Genomic DNA, 17,228 nt, shown 5'->3' with positions numbered 1-17,228 from the left:
TTGGGGGGTCGACGGCGGCAGCTGCCGTGGGTTTTCAGCTCACCTTCGCGTGGTTCTCAATGGAGCGGAGGATGCTGATCAGCTGCCCGATTTTTTCATCGCCGAACAGCATATCCGGCCCGGACGGGGCCAGCTCGTTGTACGGGGAATTGAACAACGCCTTCGGGCTGACCTTTCCGTTTTCCATCAGGTGATTGGTCAGAACGTTGAGGAAGTTGAGCTGCTGGGCTGTGAGCGTAGTACCAGCCACAAACTCTGACAACGCTTCCTCGACGGCCTCGCGGTCCAAACCAACCAGGGAACGGACAAAGAGGCCGAGGCCATCGTTGGCGGCACGATTCAAGTCTTCAAGCGAACCCAAACCGCTTTCCAGAAGAATGCGTTCAAGCTCGGCAAGGTCCAACGCCGTCAGTTGCTTGTTACGCCGGAGCCGTTGAATGGTTGCATGCTCCTCGTATTGCGCCAAGTACGAACGCATTTTTTCTTTGTACCGAGGGAGGTCGACGAAGCCATTGGTTGTCCCCACCAGTTCGACTTCCTCAAGCACGCCGAGCTCGTCCTGGAAGTTTGTGTAGACCACTTTGCGCTTCCGCTTCTCGATCAGATAGACCAATCCGCGGAGCCGCTTGCGGATGTCCTCAAGCCATTCCAACGAAATGGATTCCCATTCGTCGTCGTGGAGAATGGTTTCCAGCAGGGGCAACTGAGCGGCGATGGCCGGGATGCTCTGCTGGTCCTGCAAGGCCGAGGCGATGGCTTGGATCTTTATCCGGAACGGCCCAACCGCCGATCCCTGCAGCGACGCCAACTCTGCCTGAAGCATCAGGTAGTCGAACCGCCTGGCCTCTTCCGTGTCCGCAGGCGCGCTGATGGTAGCGAGCCTGGCAATCTGGGTTTGCAAAGCCTGGAAGTCCTCGGCTCCCAACGATTTCCAGGCTGCTTCTTCGGCGAACCTGTCCACCCATTTGCGTGCCGGTTTAACGAGGAAGTTGTCCAGCGGGAGCCGGTCAACTGCGTGTTTCAGGGTTTGCCGGAGGTCGGCAACTACGGGCGCTTGCGGGTCCCATTGAAGGTCAGTGAAAGTTTGCAGGAGCTGGACGCGCGCAGCGAACGTAGTCTCCGCGAGTGACTTACCCACAGAGCCTTCATTGCTGGGCATTCCCGCATTGAAGAACTCGGCATTGCGGCAGAGGTCGAAGATAAAGAAGTCCTTCTTGTCCTCGCCCGGCCCATACAGTTCCGGCCGGAGTCGCGTACCGCGGCCCACCATCTGCCAGAACTTGGTCTTGGACCGAACCATCTTGAAGAAGACGAGGTTGACGACGTCCGGCACGTCAACGCCGGTGTCCAGCATGTCTACCGAAATAGCGATGTGGGGATCACTCTCGGTGGTCGAGAATTGGTCGATGAGAATCTGGGCGTAGTTCACCTGATAGGTGATGACGCGAGCAAACTGACCCTTGTAAGCCGGGTAGTTCTTGTCAAAGCGTTCAGCAATGTACTCCGCGTGTCTGTTGTTCTTCGCGAAGATGATGGTCTTGCCCAGGCGATCCCCGCCGGCGACTTTGTGGCCGCGGGTCATAAGGACTTCCAGTGCCTTATCCACTGTGTCGGCGTTAAACAGCCAGGTATTGATAACGCTTGAATCGACCGAGTCCGGGATCTCGCCGTCTTCGTCCCATTCGAGCTCGTCCCACTGCTCTTTTTCAGCTTCTGGGAGGTCCTCGTACGAGATGCCTTGGTCAGGAAACTTCAGCGGAACCGGAACGACCCGCGGTGGCACAAGATATCCGGCCTCGATGGCCTCGCTGAGCTCATAGGCAAACGTTGGAACGTTGTCCTCGATGCCGAAAAGGCTGTAGGTGTTGCGGTCCACCTCTGACTGTGGCGTGGCTGTCAGCCCGATGAGGAGTGAGTCAAAGTAGTGGAAGATGGCCCTGTATTTTTGGTAGACCGACCTGTGGGCTTCATCAACGATGATGAGGTCATAGTGGCCAATGCCAAAGGTCCGCTGGCCGAGCTTTCCCTCGGTCCGGTTGATGAGGTTCATCATCGTCGGATATGTAGCCACATGGATGCGGCTGTCTGCTTCGTCGCCCGAGCCCAGAATGACAGGGCTGGAACCGGGAAGGTGGGCCTTGAACGCGTTGGCCGCTTGCTTGACCAACGCAACCCGATCCGCGAGGAACAGAACGCGTTTGGCCCAGTTGGCTTCCTGCAGGAGCTTGGCGAGTGCGACGACGGTGCGCGTCTTGCCCGTGCCTGTCGCCATGACTACAAGCGCCTTGCGCTCGAAGTCCTTTTCGTAGGCCTCCGTGACGGCCCGGATGGCGTTGTGCTGGTAGGGGCGTTCGACGATGGAGTTGTCGATTGTCTGTTCAGCCAGAGGCTTTCGGCTCTGACGGCGGTTGATCAGCAGTTGAAGTTGATCCCTTGTGTGGAAGCCCTGCAACGAGCGCTCCGGGTACATGGTGTCGTCCCAGATCCATGTCTCGTAACCGGAGGTGTAGTAGATGATCGGTCGTCGACCATAGCGACGTTCCAGGCAGTCGGCGTACAGCTTGGCTTGTTGCTTCCCTACATGGGGATCCTTGGTTGTCCTTTTCGCCTCGACCACTGCGAGGGGCAGCCCGTCAGCGCCCCACAGCACGTAATCCACGTAACCCACTCCGCTGAGCGTGCCGCTCGCCGTGGGCATGGTGTCTACCTTGAACTCGCGGTCTTCTGTATTGGTGAGCGGCCAGCCTGCCTCGTTCAGCTCAAGATCGATGAGGTGCCTGCGGGTCAGGGCTTCGTCATAGTCGTGGTGGTCAGGGACGGTCTGGTTCTGTTTTTTGGCCTCCGCGACTTCAGCCTGCAGAATCTCCAGCTGGGCCTTAAGGTCTGCCGAATCCGCTGCTGCTTGTGCAAGGGCCTCGTTTTGGGCTTTGAGTTGGCTCTCGAGTGCCTGGAGTTCTTCGGGCGACTGCTGCTGTGCCGGCGTCTTCGGCTTTGGGGCCAGGATACTGGCGTCGAAGACCAACGACGGCGGCAGCTGGCTACCGGTTCTGGCGTAGTTCCTGGCGAGCCAATAGCAAACGTGGTGCAGCTCGCGAAGGACGAGCTCAGCGCCCTGGATGGTGGGGCCAACGGAATTGTGGACCGCATTGTTGCCGGCTTTGCGAATGATCGTGAGCTTGTTGGCAATAGGACCGCCCACAAGATTCTTAAAGGTGGGCTCGTTCAGTAACGCGTTGAGGTCATCTTTGTAGGGGGTCACCAACCCTGGCTCCACTTGATAAAGCCACTCAACAATACGTTCGATGGTGTAACGGGCGTAGAACACGGAAGCTCGTGGATCGACCCGGGCGAATTGTTCGGCCCGGCGTGCCTGCTGGGCCAACTCGGGCCACTCGCCCAGCATGAACCCAAAGTTGCTGGTAACTGCCCCCATGCAGCCGTCTCCGATCCGTTGCTCCGATGTCCTGAAGGTAGTCAATCATGGGACTGCGACCGTTTATGCCTTATTTCAGACCCGTGGCCTCGACGAGTGGCAGCAGTCGTACCTGCAATAGTGTCATCGGTGATTTTCGGCAGGGATCCCAGCTGGGATTTCAGCCCTTCCCTGGCAGCTTCGAATGCTTCCACTATGCCGCGAGAATAGTGTTCGACCATTTCCCGGGCTGCTTCAGCATCAACGCCAAACTGAGTGCTTGTCGAGACCAGCATCTGCTTGCTGATCTTCTGAAGCCTGTATTCGGCTTTCACACTCATGGCCAAGTCGATACCTGAGTCCGCGTCCCAATACGGGGCATAGGTGGCGAGGTCGTAGAGTGGCGATAGCTGCGCTCTACTGCCATTGAGGAGGAGGGAGTAGTTTTTGGCGTGCGCGTCGGTGCAACCGGCCACTGTGTTGAAAACAAAGGCCCGGTACAGCCCTGCTCCTGCTGCCCGGCGGTCCGCTTCAAAAGGAAGCGACCGGATAAGGGCGGCCATATCGCTCGCGCCCGGCCCGCCGTCACGGTGCTGGTATTTCTTGGCTGGAGGAACGCTCAATGCCTGGCAAAAGTCTTCTTGATGGATGCGACGCCAGGTTCCACCCACTTCCTGGCGGTCATAGCGACGTGTCACAAAGACGTCCCAGTCGCCGATGCGGCGGAGTTCGGACTTGGCCACCTCGAGCCCCAGAAAAGATGCTGCCCTCATGGTCAGCTGTTCCACAATATCCAAGCGACTGAATGTGCCAGCTGCCGGTTTGAGGATGTGCGTCGTGGGGGTAGCGTCTTCGGGTACCGCCCAGTCGCCGTTGGGAAGTTGGTGCAGGGCGATCTTTGGCTGAGCCCCGGCGAGGCTGAAGCGTCCTGCGGAGTCGTCGTAGGGCGTGCCGTCTTTGTACTCAGTCACGACGTGGTCCAGCATCTCGGCCACATCCCTGTCCGAAACTGGCTTCACCGCCGTTCTTGCGAGGGTGCCATCCGAAGATCCGGTTCCCGGCCGCATGAACTGGAGCGCACCCGCGACATCGGCACCGATATGTTCAAGGATGGCGAAGGGGTTGGACGGGGACACCCGGAACCGTCGGGCAATCGTCTGGAGGGCCCCTTCACTGTCGGGCAAGAGGCCCTGGAGAAAGGGCAGGACGTTTCGCTTCTTGTGGAGGGTGGCGGCCAAGGGCATGGACAGTGACAGCGGTGTCGCGTTGGGGGCTGCCTGGTATTCGGGGTAGTAGCGGAACGTCAGATTCCCCGACGACGACTGTTCAACCCGGCCGCAAAGTGTCCCGTCCATGAACACTTCAAGAGCGCGCGCACTCACCACCGAACTGCGCCCGTCTCGCTGTCGCGTATGGCGATCTCGAAACCAAGGGCTTGAAAGACATCCATGAACTTGGACGTTTCCACCGATGCTTTACCGGATTCAAGATCGATGACAAAGGTGCGTGAGACGCTGGCCCGTCGGGCCAGCTCTGCCTGTGACCAGGCTCGCTCTTCCCTGAGTTCCCGGACCAAGGGCCCTGCCTCTCGAACCGTACGCAATAGCTGCTCCTGTCGCCGTACGGCAACTTTCACGAATGTCGCCGTACGCCGACTTTAGCATTTGTTGCCGTACGGCGACAGACCTGTCTGAGCGCCGGGTTCCTGCCTAGAGTTCACCCTTGAACGCGCGGCTTTGGAGCGAAGCGAAGAGCGCGTCCAATTCCGCCAGGTGCTTGCGGTGGGTTTCCTTCAAGCGCTCGACGGCGGCAACTCGGTTTGCGAAGGTCTGCTGCAGTTCAAGCGGGGGCACTGGGATTTTCAGCGCCCCTAGAGCCTGAGTGTTGATGTTGTATTGTCCAGCCGAGGTCTTGGCTCCAGAACGAAGCTGGTCTCGTCCACTGGTCGACTCGAGATAGGCGTGAGCAAAGCGAGGTGACAAAGCGTTGAAGTCGTGGAACCGGGCTCGGATGAGATAAGACGCGTAGATTACATTGCTTTCATCGCGACTGCTGAAAACAGCGGCCCTTCCGACGTAATCCGGATTACCGTTACTCCGCACGAACAGAAGATCGTTGTCCAGCAGACGAAGCCTGTCGAGTTCGTCATTCGTGACGGGCACCAGTTTCAAGTTCGACCAATCAATTTGCCCTCCCACCACATTAGGTATTCGCAAGCATTCTTCTCCGGCGCCAGCGGATTTGTTGGACGATCCATATCGGAACATTGCTAAGTCACCCAGGTTTTTCGTAGGCCAAGTCGTGGTGCCGAACATGGAGTGGAAAATCGACTGGGTGAGGGTGTTCAGGTGGGCGATTGCTTGGCGGCGCTTGCCGCGGAGCTCATCGGCCTTGTCCAAAATCGCCGCAATCCGCCGCTGCTCCGCTAAGGATGGCAGAGGAAGTTCAATCCGCGAAACAGTGGCTTTTGAAACCTCCTTGAAAGTCGCACCAACACCAAGACTTTGTAGCCATTTCCGGTTGAATTCGAGCCAGCGGTAGAGATACCGGGCCTCAAGCTGGGTAGGGTCGGGAACAAAGCTTTTGAACCCTTGGTTTGTTGCCATGGGAACGCTGTTGATGGCCAACAGACCGATTGGCGCACGGGAACTGAACAAAACCGAATTAGCGGGTAGAACCTCGGCGCTGCTAGCATTCAAACCCGCCGGGGTCAGTCCCCGGGGAGTTGAGTGGATTTCTACAGCCCTGAGGCTGCTTAGGTCCTTGGGTGTTGCCCATGGAATGTCCCCGTCCCAGTACTCTGCGACGGCAGTCTTGGGCGTCCCGCCAGAGACGACACGAGCGACCTTGACGAGTGGCACAAGCTTCACTTCAGCAGCTCCCGCAGCTCGTTCATGCCCTCGGTGATTTCAGTCTCGAGCTGATCCAGTGCAGCCAGGATCTCCTCAGGGGCAGCATGCTCGACCTCTTCGTACTCGATCTCCTTGTACCGGTTCAGCGACAGGTCGTAGTCGTTCGCCACGATCTCTGAAAGCGGAACACAGAAGGACTGTTCCGTGCGCGCCCGCTCAAGTTCCGCCGTCGTGCGCTGATTCCAACGCGAGAGGACGTCCTCAAGGTCGGAAGAGCCGATCGGCGTCCGTTTGTCGTCGAGGCTGAACCCGTCCGACTTTACGTCGTAGAACCAGACGTTATCCGTGCCGCCGGAGTTGGTTTTCGTGAAGAAGAGGATGGCGGTGGAGACACCGGCGTAGGGCTTGAACACGCCGGACGGGAGTTTGACGACGGCGTCGAGCTTGTGGCCTTCGACCAGTGTCTTGCGGAGGGACTTGTGTGCGCCGGTGGAGCCGAAGAGGACGCCGTCTGGAACGATAACCGCAGCGCGTCCACCTGGCTTAAGCAGCTTGATGAAAAGTGCCAGGAAGAGGAGTTCGGTCTTCTTCGTCTTGACGACGTTCAGCAACTCTTTCGACACGTTCTCGTAGTCCAAGCTGCCAGCGAACGGCGGGTTGGCGAGGATGACGTTGTACTTCTCTTCCTCGACGGAGTGCAGGTCGGCAAGTGAATCGCGGTAGGAAACATCCGGGTTCTCGACCCCATGGAGCAGCATGTTCATTGAACCGATGCGGAGCATGGTGGAGTCGAAGTCGAAGCCATGGAACTGCTCGTGATGGAAGAACTTACTGGTCTCGTCATTGGTGAGGAGATTGCTGTTGTTCTTACGGAGGTATTCGCCGGCCTGAACCAGGAAGCCGCAGGTGCCAGCGGCCGGATCGCAGATGGCTTCGAGTGGCTGGGGTGCTGTCATCGCGACCATGAGGTCGATGATGTGCCGTGGGGTTCGGAACTGTCCGTTGGTACCCGCCGATGCCAGCTTAGACAGCATGTACTCGTAGAGATCGCCCTTGGTGTCGCGGCCCTCCATGTTGATGGAGTCGATGACATCCACCACCTGCTTCAAGACACCCGCGTTCGGGATCTTGAACTGCGCATCCTTCATGTGGTGGCTATAAGTGGAGTCTTCGCCGTTGGACTGCTTGGTCAGCTCAGTTCGGAGGAACGGGAAGATGTTCTGCTGGAAGACCGTGAACATCTCAATCTGACCAAAGTCCTTGAAGTTCGACCAGCGGAGGTCCGAATAGGGGCGGCCCTGGGGGTCAACACCCTCGGGAAACACCGCGTTCTCGATCGGCTCGCCCAAGATGTTGGCCTGCTTCTCCGCCCGAGTCTGGTTCTCGTCCAGGCGCTTGAGGAACAGAAGGTACGTGATCTGCTCGATGACTTCCAGCGGGTTCGAGATACCGCCGCTCCAGAACGTATTCCAGACTTTGTCTACTTGGGACTTGATTTCACCTGTGATCACTCATGCGAGTTTAGTGCGTTCTCATGTGAGCCACGCCCATCGGTGAGAAGGCCTGGCATCCCCTAAGGGACACCAGGCCTTCAGCCAAGCCGGTTGTCAGCAGGGACGCCAGGACTTGCCGCCGGGAGCGTAACAGCGGGGGCCCGTGTACCCCGGGTAGGGATTCGATTGGGCCGGTGGCGCCGGCGGTACGTAATTCTGAGCTGGCGGAACATACGGCTGGACTGGCGGAACATAGGGAGCTGGTACGGGTAAGTTGCGTATCCGTTCAGCCTCGGCAGCCGCTGCTGCTGCCCGAGCCTGTTCCGCCGCGGCGGCCTCATCGGCAGCCTTCTTTGCTGCCGCCTCTGCTTCCGCAGCAGCCTTTCGTTCTGCCTCCGCTCGCGCCACAGCGGCTACTCGTTCTTCCTCTGCCTTCTTCTCGGCCGCGGCAAGTGTCTTCTCTTGTTCCTTGAGCTGGTTGTGTGCAGACTCAGCCCGGTTTATTACTGCGGTCAGGCCGGTCAACTTGGCGGTTGATTCGCTGGCGGAGTAAGCCGCCCAAAGGATGGAGTTCTCTGTTTCTCTGGCTGCGGACAGAAGGTCTTTTGCTGCCTTGGCAGTAACGATGGCCGTCGCCAGTCCAGTAGCCGATGCTCCCGCTCCGGCCGACGTGGTTGCCGGCGCCGCACTCTGTGCCGCTGTCAGTGCTTCGTTGGCAGCTGCCAGTTGCGCAGGGAGGGTGCATTCGATGCCCTCTCCGAAGAGCCCGGACTTGGCAGTACGCGCTTCCTCAAAGGCGGCTTCGACAGGAGGCAGGAACTTTCGGTTTTCACCGACGACCATTGGAACCCCCAGTCCCCGGCGTGCGATCTCAGCGTTGACCAGCTGGTTCTTGGCATTGAAGACACCCGCCAAGGTTCTGCCGTATTTGTCATGGCGTTCGACGTCGAACTCCAACCTGACCTTGCTGCCCACCGGCAGTACTCCCTCGAGATGATCTGTCGCCTCCGGCCCAAGGCATTCGGTGGGCTTGTTCGGATCCTTAGTTTCCGGAGTATTGATGTTCAGCAGGCGAACTGTCTGATCGATGTTGTTGATGGATACGACTATGGTGTCGCCATCGATTACCCGGACGACGGTTCCGCTGTCGGCATTGGCGGCAGCCGCCGCTACCAGGGAGCCAGTCACGATCGCGACTGCTGCCGTAGCTCCAATGATTAGCTTCCGCATGATGTCTGGCCTCCCACAACTGGGGCCTGAAGTGGAGGGTGGCTGTGGGACAGCCGGTTCTGGGTGCGCAAATAGTCCCCCTATTTATGCGAATGGAGTGATGAGTCGGCTGCTCAGCAGCCGTGAACACTTTAAGCTACAAGTGGTCTTGGCGAGGCTTCGGGCCGGGTGGTAGCGGGATGTGTGACGGGTGCTTGACACAATGGACCATGCTCTTCACCAAAAAGGCCCTCACCGAGGACGGATTCACCGGATTTCGCGTGTTCGATGAACTCGATCCCATGCGGATCCCACAAGGCCCCGGGATATTCGTGGTCCTTCGCCCGGCCGGATTTGAACCGGTCTTTCTGAACAAGAGCACCGCCGGGACCTTCAAGAAGAAGGACCCATCATTGAAGCGCGAAGCACTCGCGGCCGAGTGGCTTGCAGACGCCTCAGCGCTCTACATCGGCAAAGCCAGCGCGGGCAGTCAGGGCAACCGGGGGCTCCGGAAGCAGATCCAGGAATTCATGGACTACGGCCGCGGGCGACCAACCGTCGTGTGGGATGCGCGCCTCATTTGGCAGCTGCGGGACGCCTTGGACCTGGTCATCGCTTGGAAGGAACTGCCGGCGGAGGGGCTGAGTGCAGCCGAAGCCGACTATCACGCCGCGTTCATTTCCGCTCACGGACGCCTTCCGTTCGCCAATCTCGTCCAGGCGCGCGCCAGGAAATAGCCCAAGGAGGCCGACGGCGGGAGGTGCCTTCCGCCGTCGGCCTCCCGCTGCGTGGGTGATCGGCGGATAATGGCGTCCATGACGGCCAGCACCCCCACTGGAAGCACCGCGGGTCAACCGCGCATCACGGTAGAGGTTCCTGTCCTTCGGATCGGTGGCGGGCAGGCCGATTACGAGGGCCTCAAGCGATTCGTTGATTCGCTGCGCAAGCCGCAAGGGCTCCACATGACGCTGCTGCACGTGGGGATCCTCGACGAACTCGCTGATGATATTGCCGCGTGGACCAAAGGAAGGGCGACGCCGGAGAGGGTTCTGCCCGAGATTACGAGCTGGTTGACGGAACTGCCGGTGCTGCAGGGGTTTCTGGGTAAGTCGGACAAAGTGGTCCCGCTGGGTGGCGGTCGGCTGATGGGGCTTGAGGTGGACGTTCCCCAGGAAGTTCACGACTACCAAGCGCTTCTGGTGCAAGGCTTGCACGTGCTTCTTGATGATCTTGGCCTCGACAACATTGATGACTTCATCCTGGGCTCACCCGCTTTGGGCTACAGGTCTCCGCGCTGGTTGCCGCACATTGCCGTGGGAAGGGCGCGGTCGCGACACGAGCCGCCCGTGGAGATCGCTCCGGTGGCCATTGAATTCGGCGACTCGCGCATCCGGAACAGGCTGGCGCTCCCTGGGCAGGGGTGATTCTGACGGAGCCCGGCCGCCACGGTAAATTGGACATGACTCCAGATCTCAACCAGAGGACTTCCATGCAGCCCCGTGCCCTGTTCCGTACCGTCGCTTTTGCCGAGGCCGTGACATGGACGCTGCTGCTGATCGGGCTGTTCCTTAAATACGTCACGAAGACCACTGACCTCGGCGTGAGTATCGCCGGAGGCATCCACGGCTTCGTGTTCCTTTGCTACGCAGCGACGGCCGCCTTCACCTGGATCAACCAGAAGTGGACGATGCGGACCGGCCTGCTCGCCATCGGCTCCGCTGTGATTCCCTATGCCACCATCCCGATGGAGAAGTCGCTGGATCGCCGGGGTCTCCTGGCTGGCGGATGGCGTTTGGCCGCTGGGGGAGATACGCCGCGTGGGGGCTTTGAAAAGGCTCAGGCCTGGGTCCTGCGGAACCCGGTTCTCGCTGTTGTGGTGACCCTGGTGGCTGTGGGTGCAGTGTTCAGCTTCCTGTTGTTCATGGGCCCTCCAGGCACCTGGTTCTCCTAGGATTCAGCTGGCGGAAAGCATCGGTTCTTTGGAACTGGTGCTTTTCTTCTTTAAGGTTCACTCCCGGCGTTGGCCTTCACACCCACTTTGAATCCTGGACGGCCTGGACACGCCGTGTTGTGGGTGTGTTGCCGGGGCGTCGTTGGTCAAAGTGGTGGTGGGGCTGCGTGTTAGGCATGGGGATCGTAGAAGCATGTCGGCCCGCCGACGGGAATCCAGTCCTGCCACCCGGGGTTGGCTATCGTGCGGAGTGCCCGCTTCCAAATGACTGGCCGACCCTCTGTAGCGCCGTCTGCGGTGGCTGGACATTCCATGGTCAAGCATCCGGCGTCCTTGGAGTCAGGACCATCGTCACGGCAGTGGAAATCTGGCATGAGTTGATAGAGGCCATCGGCCGACACGATGGAACCGGACGCCAACTCCGGATATTTGGACGTCGGATCGGCCGACATCCGATCGGTAGTTGCCGAACCAGCCGGGTTCCCGCCGCTCTGGCACCCGCTCAAGAGAAGCACCCCCGTGATGGCCAGCGCCGCCGTGCGCCAGTGAACAGATGTTGTGACGCGGGCAATGAGGCTCAGATCCATGTGTTGGTCTCCCAGTGGTTTTGGCGATGTGTTGAGATGTGTCGAACAGCCTAAATCGGTTGAATGGAACCAGGCGATGTGATGGTCCGGGCCCTGTGGATATCGTTCGGAGTGGCGCCAAATCCGGTCTGGTCTACAGCGGTGGAACCGGTCTGTGACTCCACGGCTTTTGGGCATGTCGGAACGAGGCAGCCTTCATTCGTGAAGAGTGCCGGATCGCCGTCAGTCCTAGTCCCGGGGCAGCCCCAGGAGTGGGGGTTTTGTTGGCAGGTGTCGGCGACGAGTGCTCTTTGTGTTTTCCAGACGTGGATGGTTTTGGTGGGTGTGGTCAGGTTCAGGGTTCCGTTGATGGGTAGTGGTGGGCCGTTGTTGACGGAGTAGGTGCCGGTGAAGTTGGTGGTGATGGTGGCGGGGTAGTTTCCGGTTTCGGTGTAGCTGTGGCTGGTGCGGGTTTCGGTGGTGAGCCATTCGGTTTCGGGGATGGCGTAGCCTGCGGCTGGTGTGGGGCCTAGGGTGGTGCCGTCTCCGTAGGTGTAGGTGTAGCTGGCCGGTGTGGCGGTGAGGTGGACGGCTTGGCCGAGGATGGTGATGTCGAAGGCCTGTTCGCCGGCGGTGGTGTAGAAGTTGGTGGGTCCGCCTTTGAGGGTGTGGGGGAAGGGCTGGACTTGGAGGGTTCCGGGGTTGACGGGGAGTTGTCGGAAGTCGTTGAGGATTCTGGCTGCGATGTTGGCCAGGACGTTTTGCGGCTCTGCGTCATAGAGACACGCGGGCTTACCATCGACAGGCTGCCAATCGGTGAATGTCGGGTTAGTGACGGCTTTCGGTGCTTTCAACCAGATGACAGGTGAGCCTTTCTCACCGTCGGGTGTTGTAGGTGGGCATTCAAGGGTCAGGCAGCCCATTTCGCGCGCGCCGGGGCCACCGAGACTGCATCGAAAGTCCGGCTTGTATTGGTAGGGATCTTCCCCGCCGGCATCATTGCCAAGCTCGGCGGTGGGTACTCCGGTTTTGCCATCGAGTATGTAGTGGGCGCTCAAAGTCATCCCCGTTTCGCCTCTATTCGCCCGGATTTCCGGCTCATCTGCCGCTATCGCGGCCGTAGGGCAAATCGGGACTAACAGCGCGATGCCGAGAAGGAGCATGCCCGCAGCGCATCGACGGATTCGCGTCATGAGCCCAAGATCAGGCCGTTGTCGATTACTTGCCAAGCGCCGTTTCTGAAGGTGACTTTTACGGCCTCAGCTGTGTTTGATGCTTCCGAGGTCCGCTGTCTGACAGTTGCATGTGCATCCAGATAACCTATTTCCTCCTGGATAACCTGCACTTTGGCAACTTGGGAGCCAGCTCCCGGCTGCCAAAGCACCTCAATCCTAGGTACGGAAATCCGCCCTCCCACCAGCCAGCTTCCGCTGGCGTAGTTTGCATCGATGGCCTTCTTATAGGCGGCTCCGGACTCCGTAGCCGTATCAGTTGCCAGACTCCATGGGCCGAGGTCACCGGTCTCAGTCGCATAAGAGTACGTCGCGTACCAATACCCAATAAAGGCCTCCAGCCCGGCCTTTGAGTTTTCCTTCGCCAGCTCGGGCATCACAGGCACCGGCACATTCTGGGCTTTCCCCTTCGCATCCGCCGGTTTGTACGCAGCCGACTGAGACGGAGCAGCCGAAGCAGCGGGTGACGAAGCGCTTGAGATGGGCGACGCCGTCGTCGTGTGTGTTGCCGAAGGGCCCGTACCGGGCGACCCGCCCTGGCAACCGCTCAGAAGAACCGCCGCCAGGATGGACGACAACATGGCAGACGAAAGGCGTGACATGGCAAGCTCCCCAACAGCTGTTCGACGGTGTGGCGGCCAGTCTAAGCAGCGTGCGCGGGGGGATTCACGTCAGAAAAATGGTCCTGTGGATAAGTGCCAGGTAATTTCTGCTGGATGATCGGGACGTCGATATCGCAAAATGCTTGGGATTCCGCGGTTTCTGGCCGGCGCCCAGCCTGATGATCCAGCAAAATTTGCGTGGTGCACCGCAAGGTTACCCCCGCAGCTTCTCCATATCCCTGCGGTCCTTCTTGGTGGGCCGGCCGGCACCGCGGTCGCGCTGGGGAAGGCCCAGCTTGGGCGCTACGGGGCGCGGCGGAGTGTGGTCGGTGAAACAGTGGGAGGCGGCTTCGGCTCCGACGCGCTTCGCGATGAGCCGCCTTACCTCGAGGATCCGTTCCCAGCCGGATTCCCGGACCCGGATGGTGTCGCCGATGATTACGCTTTGTGACGCCTTGACCGGATTGCCGTTGATACGGATGTGCCCGGCTCGGCAAGCCGCGGTGGCTGCGGAGCGGGTTTTGTAGGCTCGGATCGCCCACAACCAGGCATCAACGCGGACGTTTGCTGGGGATGACGACGGAATACTCATGATCTGAACGAGTCTAACCGGGCGTCACGCGCACGACGAGAACGCTGGAAGAAGTCCGGAACGCGGGAAAGGTGCCGAGTTCGCTGGAACGCTCCACCGTACTCGCAACGTTCCAGCGAACTCGCACCGTCGCAGCGCTCTCAAGGGGCGCAAGGGGCGCCAAGGAAACTAGCGCACCGTCACCTCAACCCGCTGTGCCATATTGTTCCCGATGCCCTGATAGTTCCACACCTGCTCGGTAGGCTGCAGCGCGCCCGAGGTATCCATCGCCCGGCACCGCAACACGTGTTCCCCTGGGCTCGCGACCCACACCATGGACCACGACCGCCACGCAAAGTCCCCCAAAGGCGCGTCGAGATGCGCAGGCATCCATTCGCCGTCGATCCCCACTTCCACCCGCTCCACTTCACCGTGCCCGGACCATGCACGGCCGTGCAACATCACCGGACCGGCGTCCACGATCCGTCGCCGGGTGAAGAACTCCGGGATCCCCGGCGGCACCATCAGGGAGCGCACGCGGATATGGGTGACAGGGATGCCAGGCCCGTCCGGACCCTGCAAATAGTGATAGGCCACAGACTGCTGCCATCCCATGAACCGCGATGTCACCGCTTCGATCGACGTCAACCACTTCACACTTGCCATCCCGTACCAGCCAGGGACCAGGAGCCTCAAGGGGAATCCATGCTGCAGTGGTAAGGGCTGGCCGTTCATGGCGTAGACCAGCATGACTTCCGGATGCATGGCCTCGGCGACAGAAAGACTGCGCGCATACGGCTCTTCGGCTCCGCCTTGGATGCCGTTATCGGCACCGGTAAAAACAAGTTCGACGGCGTCACTCGCCAACCCTGCCTCCTCCAGCAGCGGTGCCAGGGGAGTTCCGGTCCACTCGGCTGTGCCCACCGCGCCAAGCACCCACGGTTGGCTCAGGGGGCGGGGTTCCAGAAGCGAGCGGCCGTTGCCCGCGCATTCAAGAGTGACGGGCATGGTGACAGCCGGCCGGGCTTTGATGTCCTCGAGGGTGAGTTCAAGGGTATGGTCAACAGCCCCGCCCAGTCGCAACCGCCAAGTCTCAGGTGACAGGTGCGGGATGTCGAAGTGGATCAGCAGGTAATGCAGGCCCGCCGGGGTGATGTCGTCCTGCAGGGCCTCCAGCGGCATGGAATGGTTCCGCCCGGAAAGCTGCAGTTCTTCGTGGGTCAGGGGACCTTCGGTCGGCTGCCCGGGGGCTGCGGTTTTCGCTGCTCTTTGCTTGGTGTGGTGTTTGGACATGGGACGGCGGCGTTCTACTGGAAGCTAAACGCTGCGGAGTGCCGCAGCACTTAGGACAAGGATCACGCCGGGGGCGAACCTGCGTCAATACCTCGTTGCGAGGCCCGCTCTGCGCGCTAAGACGGGCGCAAAGAACGCAGAGCAGGCCCCACAACGGAAGGTGGCTACCGGCGTCGTAATTCCGGGTACTCAAGGTGCGGGGCAACGGTGCCGGCGTCGCGCTCCAGGAAGTTGACCGCGGGAGCCACGATGTCGTCGATGTCGTCGAGGATGGCTTCACTGAGCACCACATCCGCGGCCTTCAAATAGTCGGTGAGGTGCTCCTCCGTGCGCGGCCCGATAACAACGCTGGTCACTGCAGGATGGTTTAGGGCGAAGGCGACGGCGAGCTGGATGAGCGTGAGACCGTGGCGTGCCGCAAGCTGCGCAAGAGCGTCGGCGGCGTGCAGCTTGCCTTGGTTGAAAGGTGCGTTTACGTCGAAGCGGCCGGGAACTGCCGCGGACCGGGAGCTCTCGGGCTGCCCGGCGCCAACGCGGTATCCGCCGGCCAGCCACCCGCCGTCGAGCGGACCGTAACTTAAGACCCCGACGCCGTACTGCTGGGTGATGGGGAAAACGTCGCGTTCGTTGGCGCGCACCAGGAGCGAGTACGGAACCTGGTCCACCACCGGCGGGGTCAGGTGGTTGGTGTTGGCGATCCACTGGGCCTCGACAAGTTGGGCGGGGCTGAACACGGAGGTGCCGTAGTAGAGGATCTTGCCCTGCCGGATGAGGTCGTTCAGGGCCGTGATGGTCTCAAGGAGGTCGGTGTTGTAGTCGGGGCGATGCGCTTGGTAAAGGTCGATCCTGTCGGTGTTCAGCCGCCTCAAGCTGTCCTCCACAGCCCGGACGATCCACCTGCGCGAGTTGCCTGCGTGCGCAGGGTTGGAACCCATCTGCCCGTGGAACTTGGTGGCGAGGAAGACGTCGTCGCGGCGACTGTGGATGGCCTGGCCCACGACGGTCTCGGCCTCGCCTTGGGAATAGATGTCCGCGGTGTCGACGCTGGTGATACCGGCGTCGAGGGCTGCTTTGATGATGCGGATGCTCTCGGCAGGACCTGTGGGTGCGGCGCCGGTGCCGAAGTTCAGGGTTCCCAGGGTGAGGGGGCTGATCAGGGCGCCAGTGCGTCCAAGCGTTCGTAGCTCGTTGAGGCTCATGTCGGCTTCCTGTGGTGGGACAGTGCTGGTGTCCACGACTGAGTCAGCGGTGTGGACGGGATGTTCAATCGAGGCTACACACGGCCGTCGGAGGCATAAACGCAAATGGTAGAAGTTCTTCGTTTTTCGTCTTGCGGGGTAATGGAAGCGGCCTTACTTCGCGATATTTCTTGACATGCGGCAACACAAATGTCTTGCGGATCAACAAATATTGCCGTTCCGGGAAGCACGTGAATTATGGGAAGGGAACTCAAGCAACGCACGAAGGGGACAGCGGAATGACACAGACCACAGTGGAAGAAACGGCGGCCATCAAGGCAGCATTTGCGCAGTTCCCGTCCGGAGTTGCTGCTTTCAGCGCGATGGTGGACTTCACTCCGGAAGCGCTGGTGGCCTCGTCCTTCACGGTGGGAGTCTCGCTGGAGCCGCCGCTGGTGATGTTCGCGGTGCAGAACTCCTCAACCACCTGGCCCAAGCTCCGCCAGGCCCAGCGGATGGGGGTTTCAGTCCTCGCCGAGGGACAGGAAGCAGCCGCACTTCAGCTGGCCTCCAAGACCCGTGATCGCTTTGCCGGGCTCGATACCAGCGTGAGTGATTCAGGCGCGGTTCTCATAGACGGCGCAGTGCTGGGTTTCGAATGCGAAGTTGTGTCGGAGACGCCCGCCGGGGATCACGCGATCGTTGTCCTGGAAGTCAAAGCCACCACCATCAACCTCGAGTCCAAGCCGCTCATCTATCACGGCGCGGGCTTCCGCCAGCTGGCAGCCTAGCTGTAGTGTCCCGGCAGGTTGGTGACACGGGATTGATGTGACGCAATAAGAGGACCTCCGGGTGTTGTGTGGTGCTTG

General features: G+C 60.3%; 16 protein-coding genes. 4 read left to right on the top strand and 12 right to left on the bottom strand.

From position 1 onward, the window contains the following. Window positions 1–34: 34 nt before the first annotated feature. The 6 genes from FQP90_RS20260 to FQP90_RS20235 all read right to left on the bottom strand — a co-directional run bounded on the left by FQP90_RS20260 (window position 35) and on the right by FQP90_RS20235 (window position 8,987). On the bottom strand, window positions 35–3,433 hold the full coding sequence (locus FQP90_RS20260; protein WP_144652870.1) for a DEAD/DEAH box helicase family protein: 3,399 nt from the start codon (window positions 3,431–3,433) through the stop codon (window positions 35–37). A 41-nt stretch (window positions 3,434–3,474) separates the two neighbouring features. Further along, on the bottom strand, window positions 3,475–4,767 hold the full coding sequence (locus FQP90_RS20255) for a HipA domain-containing protein (protein ID WP_144652869.1): 1,293 nt from the start codon (window positions 4,765–4,767) through the stop codon (window positions 3,475–3,477). A 23-nt stretch (window positions 4,768–4,790) separates the two neighbouring features. Then, window positions 4,791–5,015, bottom strand: coding sequence for a helix-turn-helix domain-containing protein (locus FQP90_RS20250; RefSeq protein ID WP_167510528.1), 225 nt, complete (start codon window positions 5,013–5,015; stop codon window positions 4,791–4,793). A 106-nt stretch (window positions 5,016–5,121) separates the two neighbouring features. Further along, a complete protein-coding gene (locus tag FQP90_RS20245) occupies window positions 5,122–6,273 on the bottom strand; it encodes a restriction endonuclease subunit S (protein ID WP_167510527.1) in 1,152 nt (383 codons plus the stop codon). A gap of 5 nt (window positions 6,274–6,278) precedes the next feature. Further along, window positions 6,279–7,775, bottom strand: a complete 1,497-nt coding sequence (locus tag FQP90_RS20240; protein ID WP_144652866.1) for a type I restriction-modification system subunit M — start codon at window positions 7,773–7,775, stop codon at window positions 6,279–6,281. 96 nt (window positions 7,776–7,871) lie between these two features. Next, the gene (locus tag FQP90_RS20235; RefSeq protein WP_144652865.1) at window positions 7,872–8,987 is read right to left on the bottom strand and encodes a thermonuclease family protein; all 1,116 of its coding nucleotides are present in this window, start codon (window positions 8,985–8,987) and stop codon (window positions 7,872–7,874) included. Window positions 8,988–9,196: 209 nt separating this feature from the next. Here FQP90_RS20235 and FQP90_RS20230 point away from each other — a divergent pair, with 209 nt between their 5' ends. The 3 genes from FQP90_RS20230 (at window position 9,197) to FQP90_RS20220 (ending at window position 10,917) form a co-directional block, all read left to right on the top strand. Further along, window positions 9,197–9,703, top strand: coding sequence for a hypothetical protein (locus FQP90_RS20230; RefSeq protein ID WP_144652864.1), 507 nt, complete (start codon window positions 9,197–9,199; stop codon window positions 9,701–9,703). A 69-nt stretch (window positions 9,704–9,772) separates the two neighbouring features. Continuing rightward, complete coding sequence (locus FQP90_RS20225) at window positions 9,773–10,390, top strand: hypothetical protein (RefSeq protein WP_144652863.1); 618 nt, start codon at window positions 9,773–9,775, stop codon at window positions 10,388–10,390. A gap of 35 nt (window positions 10,391–10,425) precedes the next feature. After that, window positions 10,426–10,917, top strand: coding sequence for a DUF3817 domain-containing protein (locus FQP90_RS20220; protein WP_144652862.1), 492 nt, complete (start codon window positions 10,426–10,428; stop codon window positions 10,915–10,917). A 170-nt stretch (window positions 10,918–11,087) separates the two neighbouring features. Here the strand turns inward: FQP90_RS20220 and FQP90_RS20215 are convergent, their stop codons facing one another. The 6 genes from FQP90_RS20215 to FQP90_RS20190 form a co-directional block, all read right to left on the bottom strand. Next, entirely contained in the window at window positions 11,088–11,504 is a 417-nt protein-coding gene (locus FQP90_RS20215; protein WP_144652861.1) for a hypothetical protein, read from the bottom strand. Between the two features lie 50 nt (window positions 11,505–11,554). Further along, window positions 11,555–12,547, bottom strand: coding sequence for a hypothetical protein (locus tag FQP90_RS20210; RefSeq protein ID WP_244296886.1), 993 nt, complete (start codon window positions 12,545–12,547; stop codon window positions 11,555–11,557). 125 nt (window positions 12,548–12,672) lie between these two features. After that, complete coding sequence (locus FQP90_RS20205) at window positions 12,673–13,296, bottom strand: DUF6318 family protein (RefSeq protein ID WP_280115998.1); 624 nt, start codon at window positions 13,294–13,296, stop codon at window positions 12,673–12,675. Window positions 13,297–13,531: 235 nt separating this feature from the next. Further along, window positions 13,532–13,909, bottom strand: coding sequence for an RNA-binding S4 domain-containing protein (locus FQP90_RS20200; protein ID WP_018779945.1), 378 nt, complete (start codon window positions 13,907–13,909; stop codon window positions 13,532–13,534). Between the two features lie 168 nt (window positions 13,910–14,077). Continuing rightward, complete coding sequence (locus tag FQP90_RS20195) at window positions 14,078–15,181, bottom strand: sulfite oxidase (RefSeq protein WP_144652859.1); 1,104 nt, start codon at window positions 15,179–15,181, stop codon at window positions 14,078–14,080. A gap of 164 nt (window positions 15,182–15,345) precedes the next feature. Then, entirely contained in the window at window positions 15,346–16,380 is a 1,035-nt protein-coding gene (locus FQP90_RS20190) for an aldo/keto reductase (protein ID WP_144652858.1), read from the bottom strand. A gap of 278 nt (window positions 16,381–16,658) precedes the next feature. On the opposite strand from FQP90_RS20190, the gene FQP90_RS20185 reads away from it, so the two are divergent. Next, window positions 16,659–17,150 (top strand): flavin reductase family protein, encoded by a 492-nt coding sequence (locus tag FQP90_RS20185; RefSeq protein ID WP_144652857.1) that lies wholly within the window; start codon window positions 16,659–16,661, stop codon window positions 17,148–17,150. The last annotated feature ends 78 nt before the right edge of the window (window positions 17,151–17,228 follow it).

Origin of the sequence: Paenarthrobacter nitroguajacolicus, assembly GCF_007786235.1 — a bacterium.
GTDB lineage: Bacteria > Actinomycetota > Actinomycetes > Actinomycetales > Micrococcaceae > Arthrobacter > Arthrobacter nitroguajacolicus_A.
Note: the sequence above shows the minus strand (reverse complement) of the source record. Positions and strands in the feature narration are given on the sequence as shown.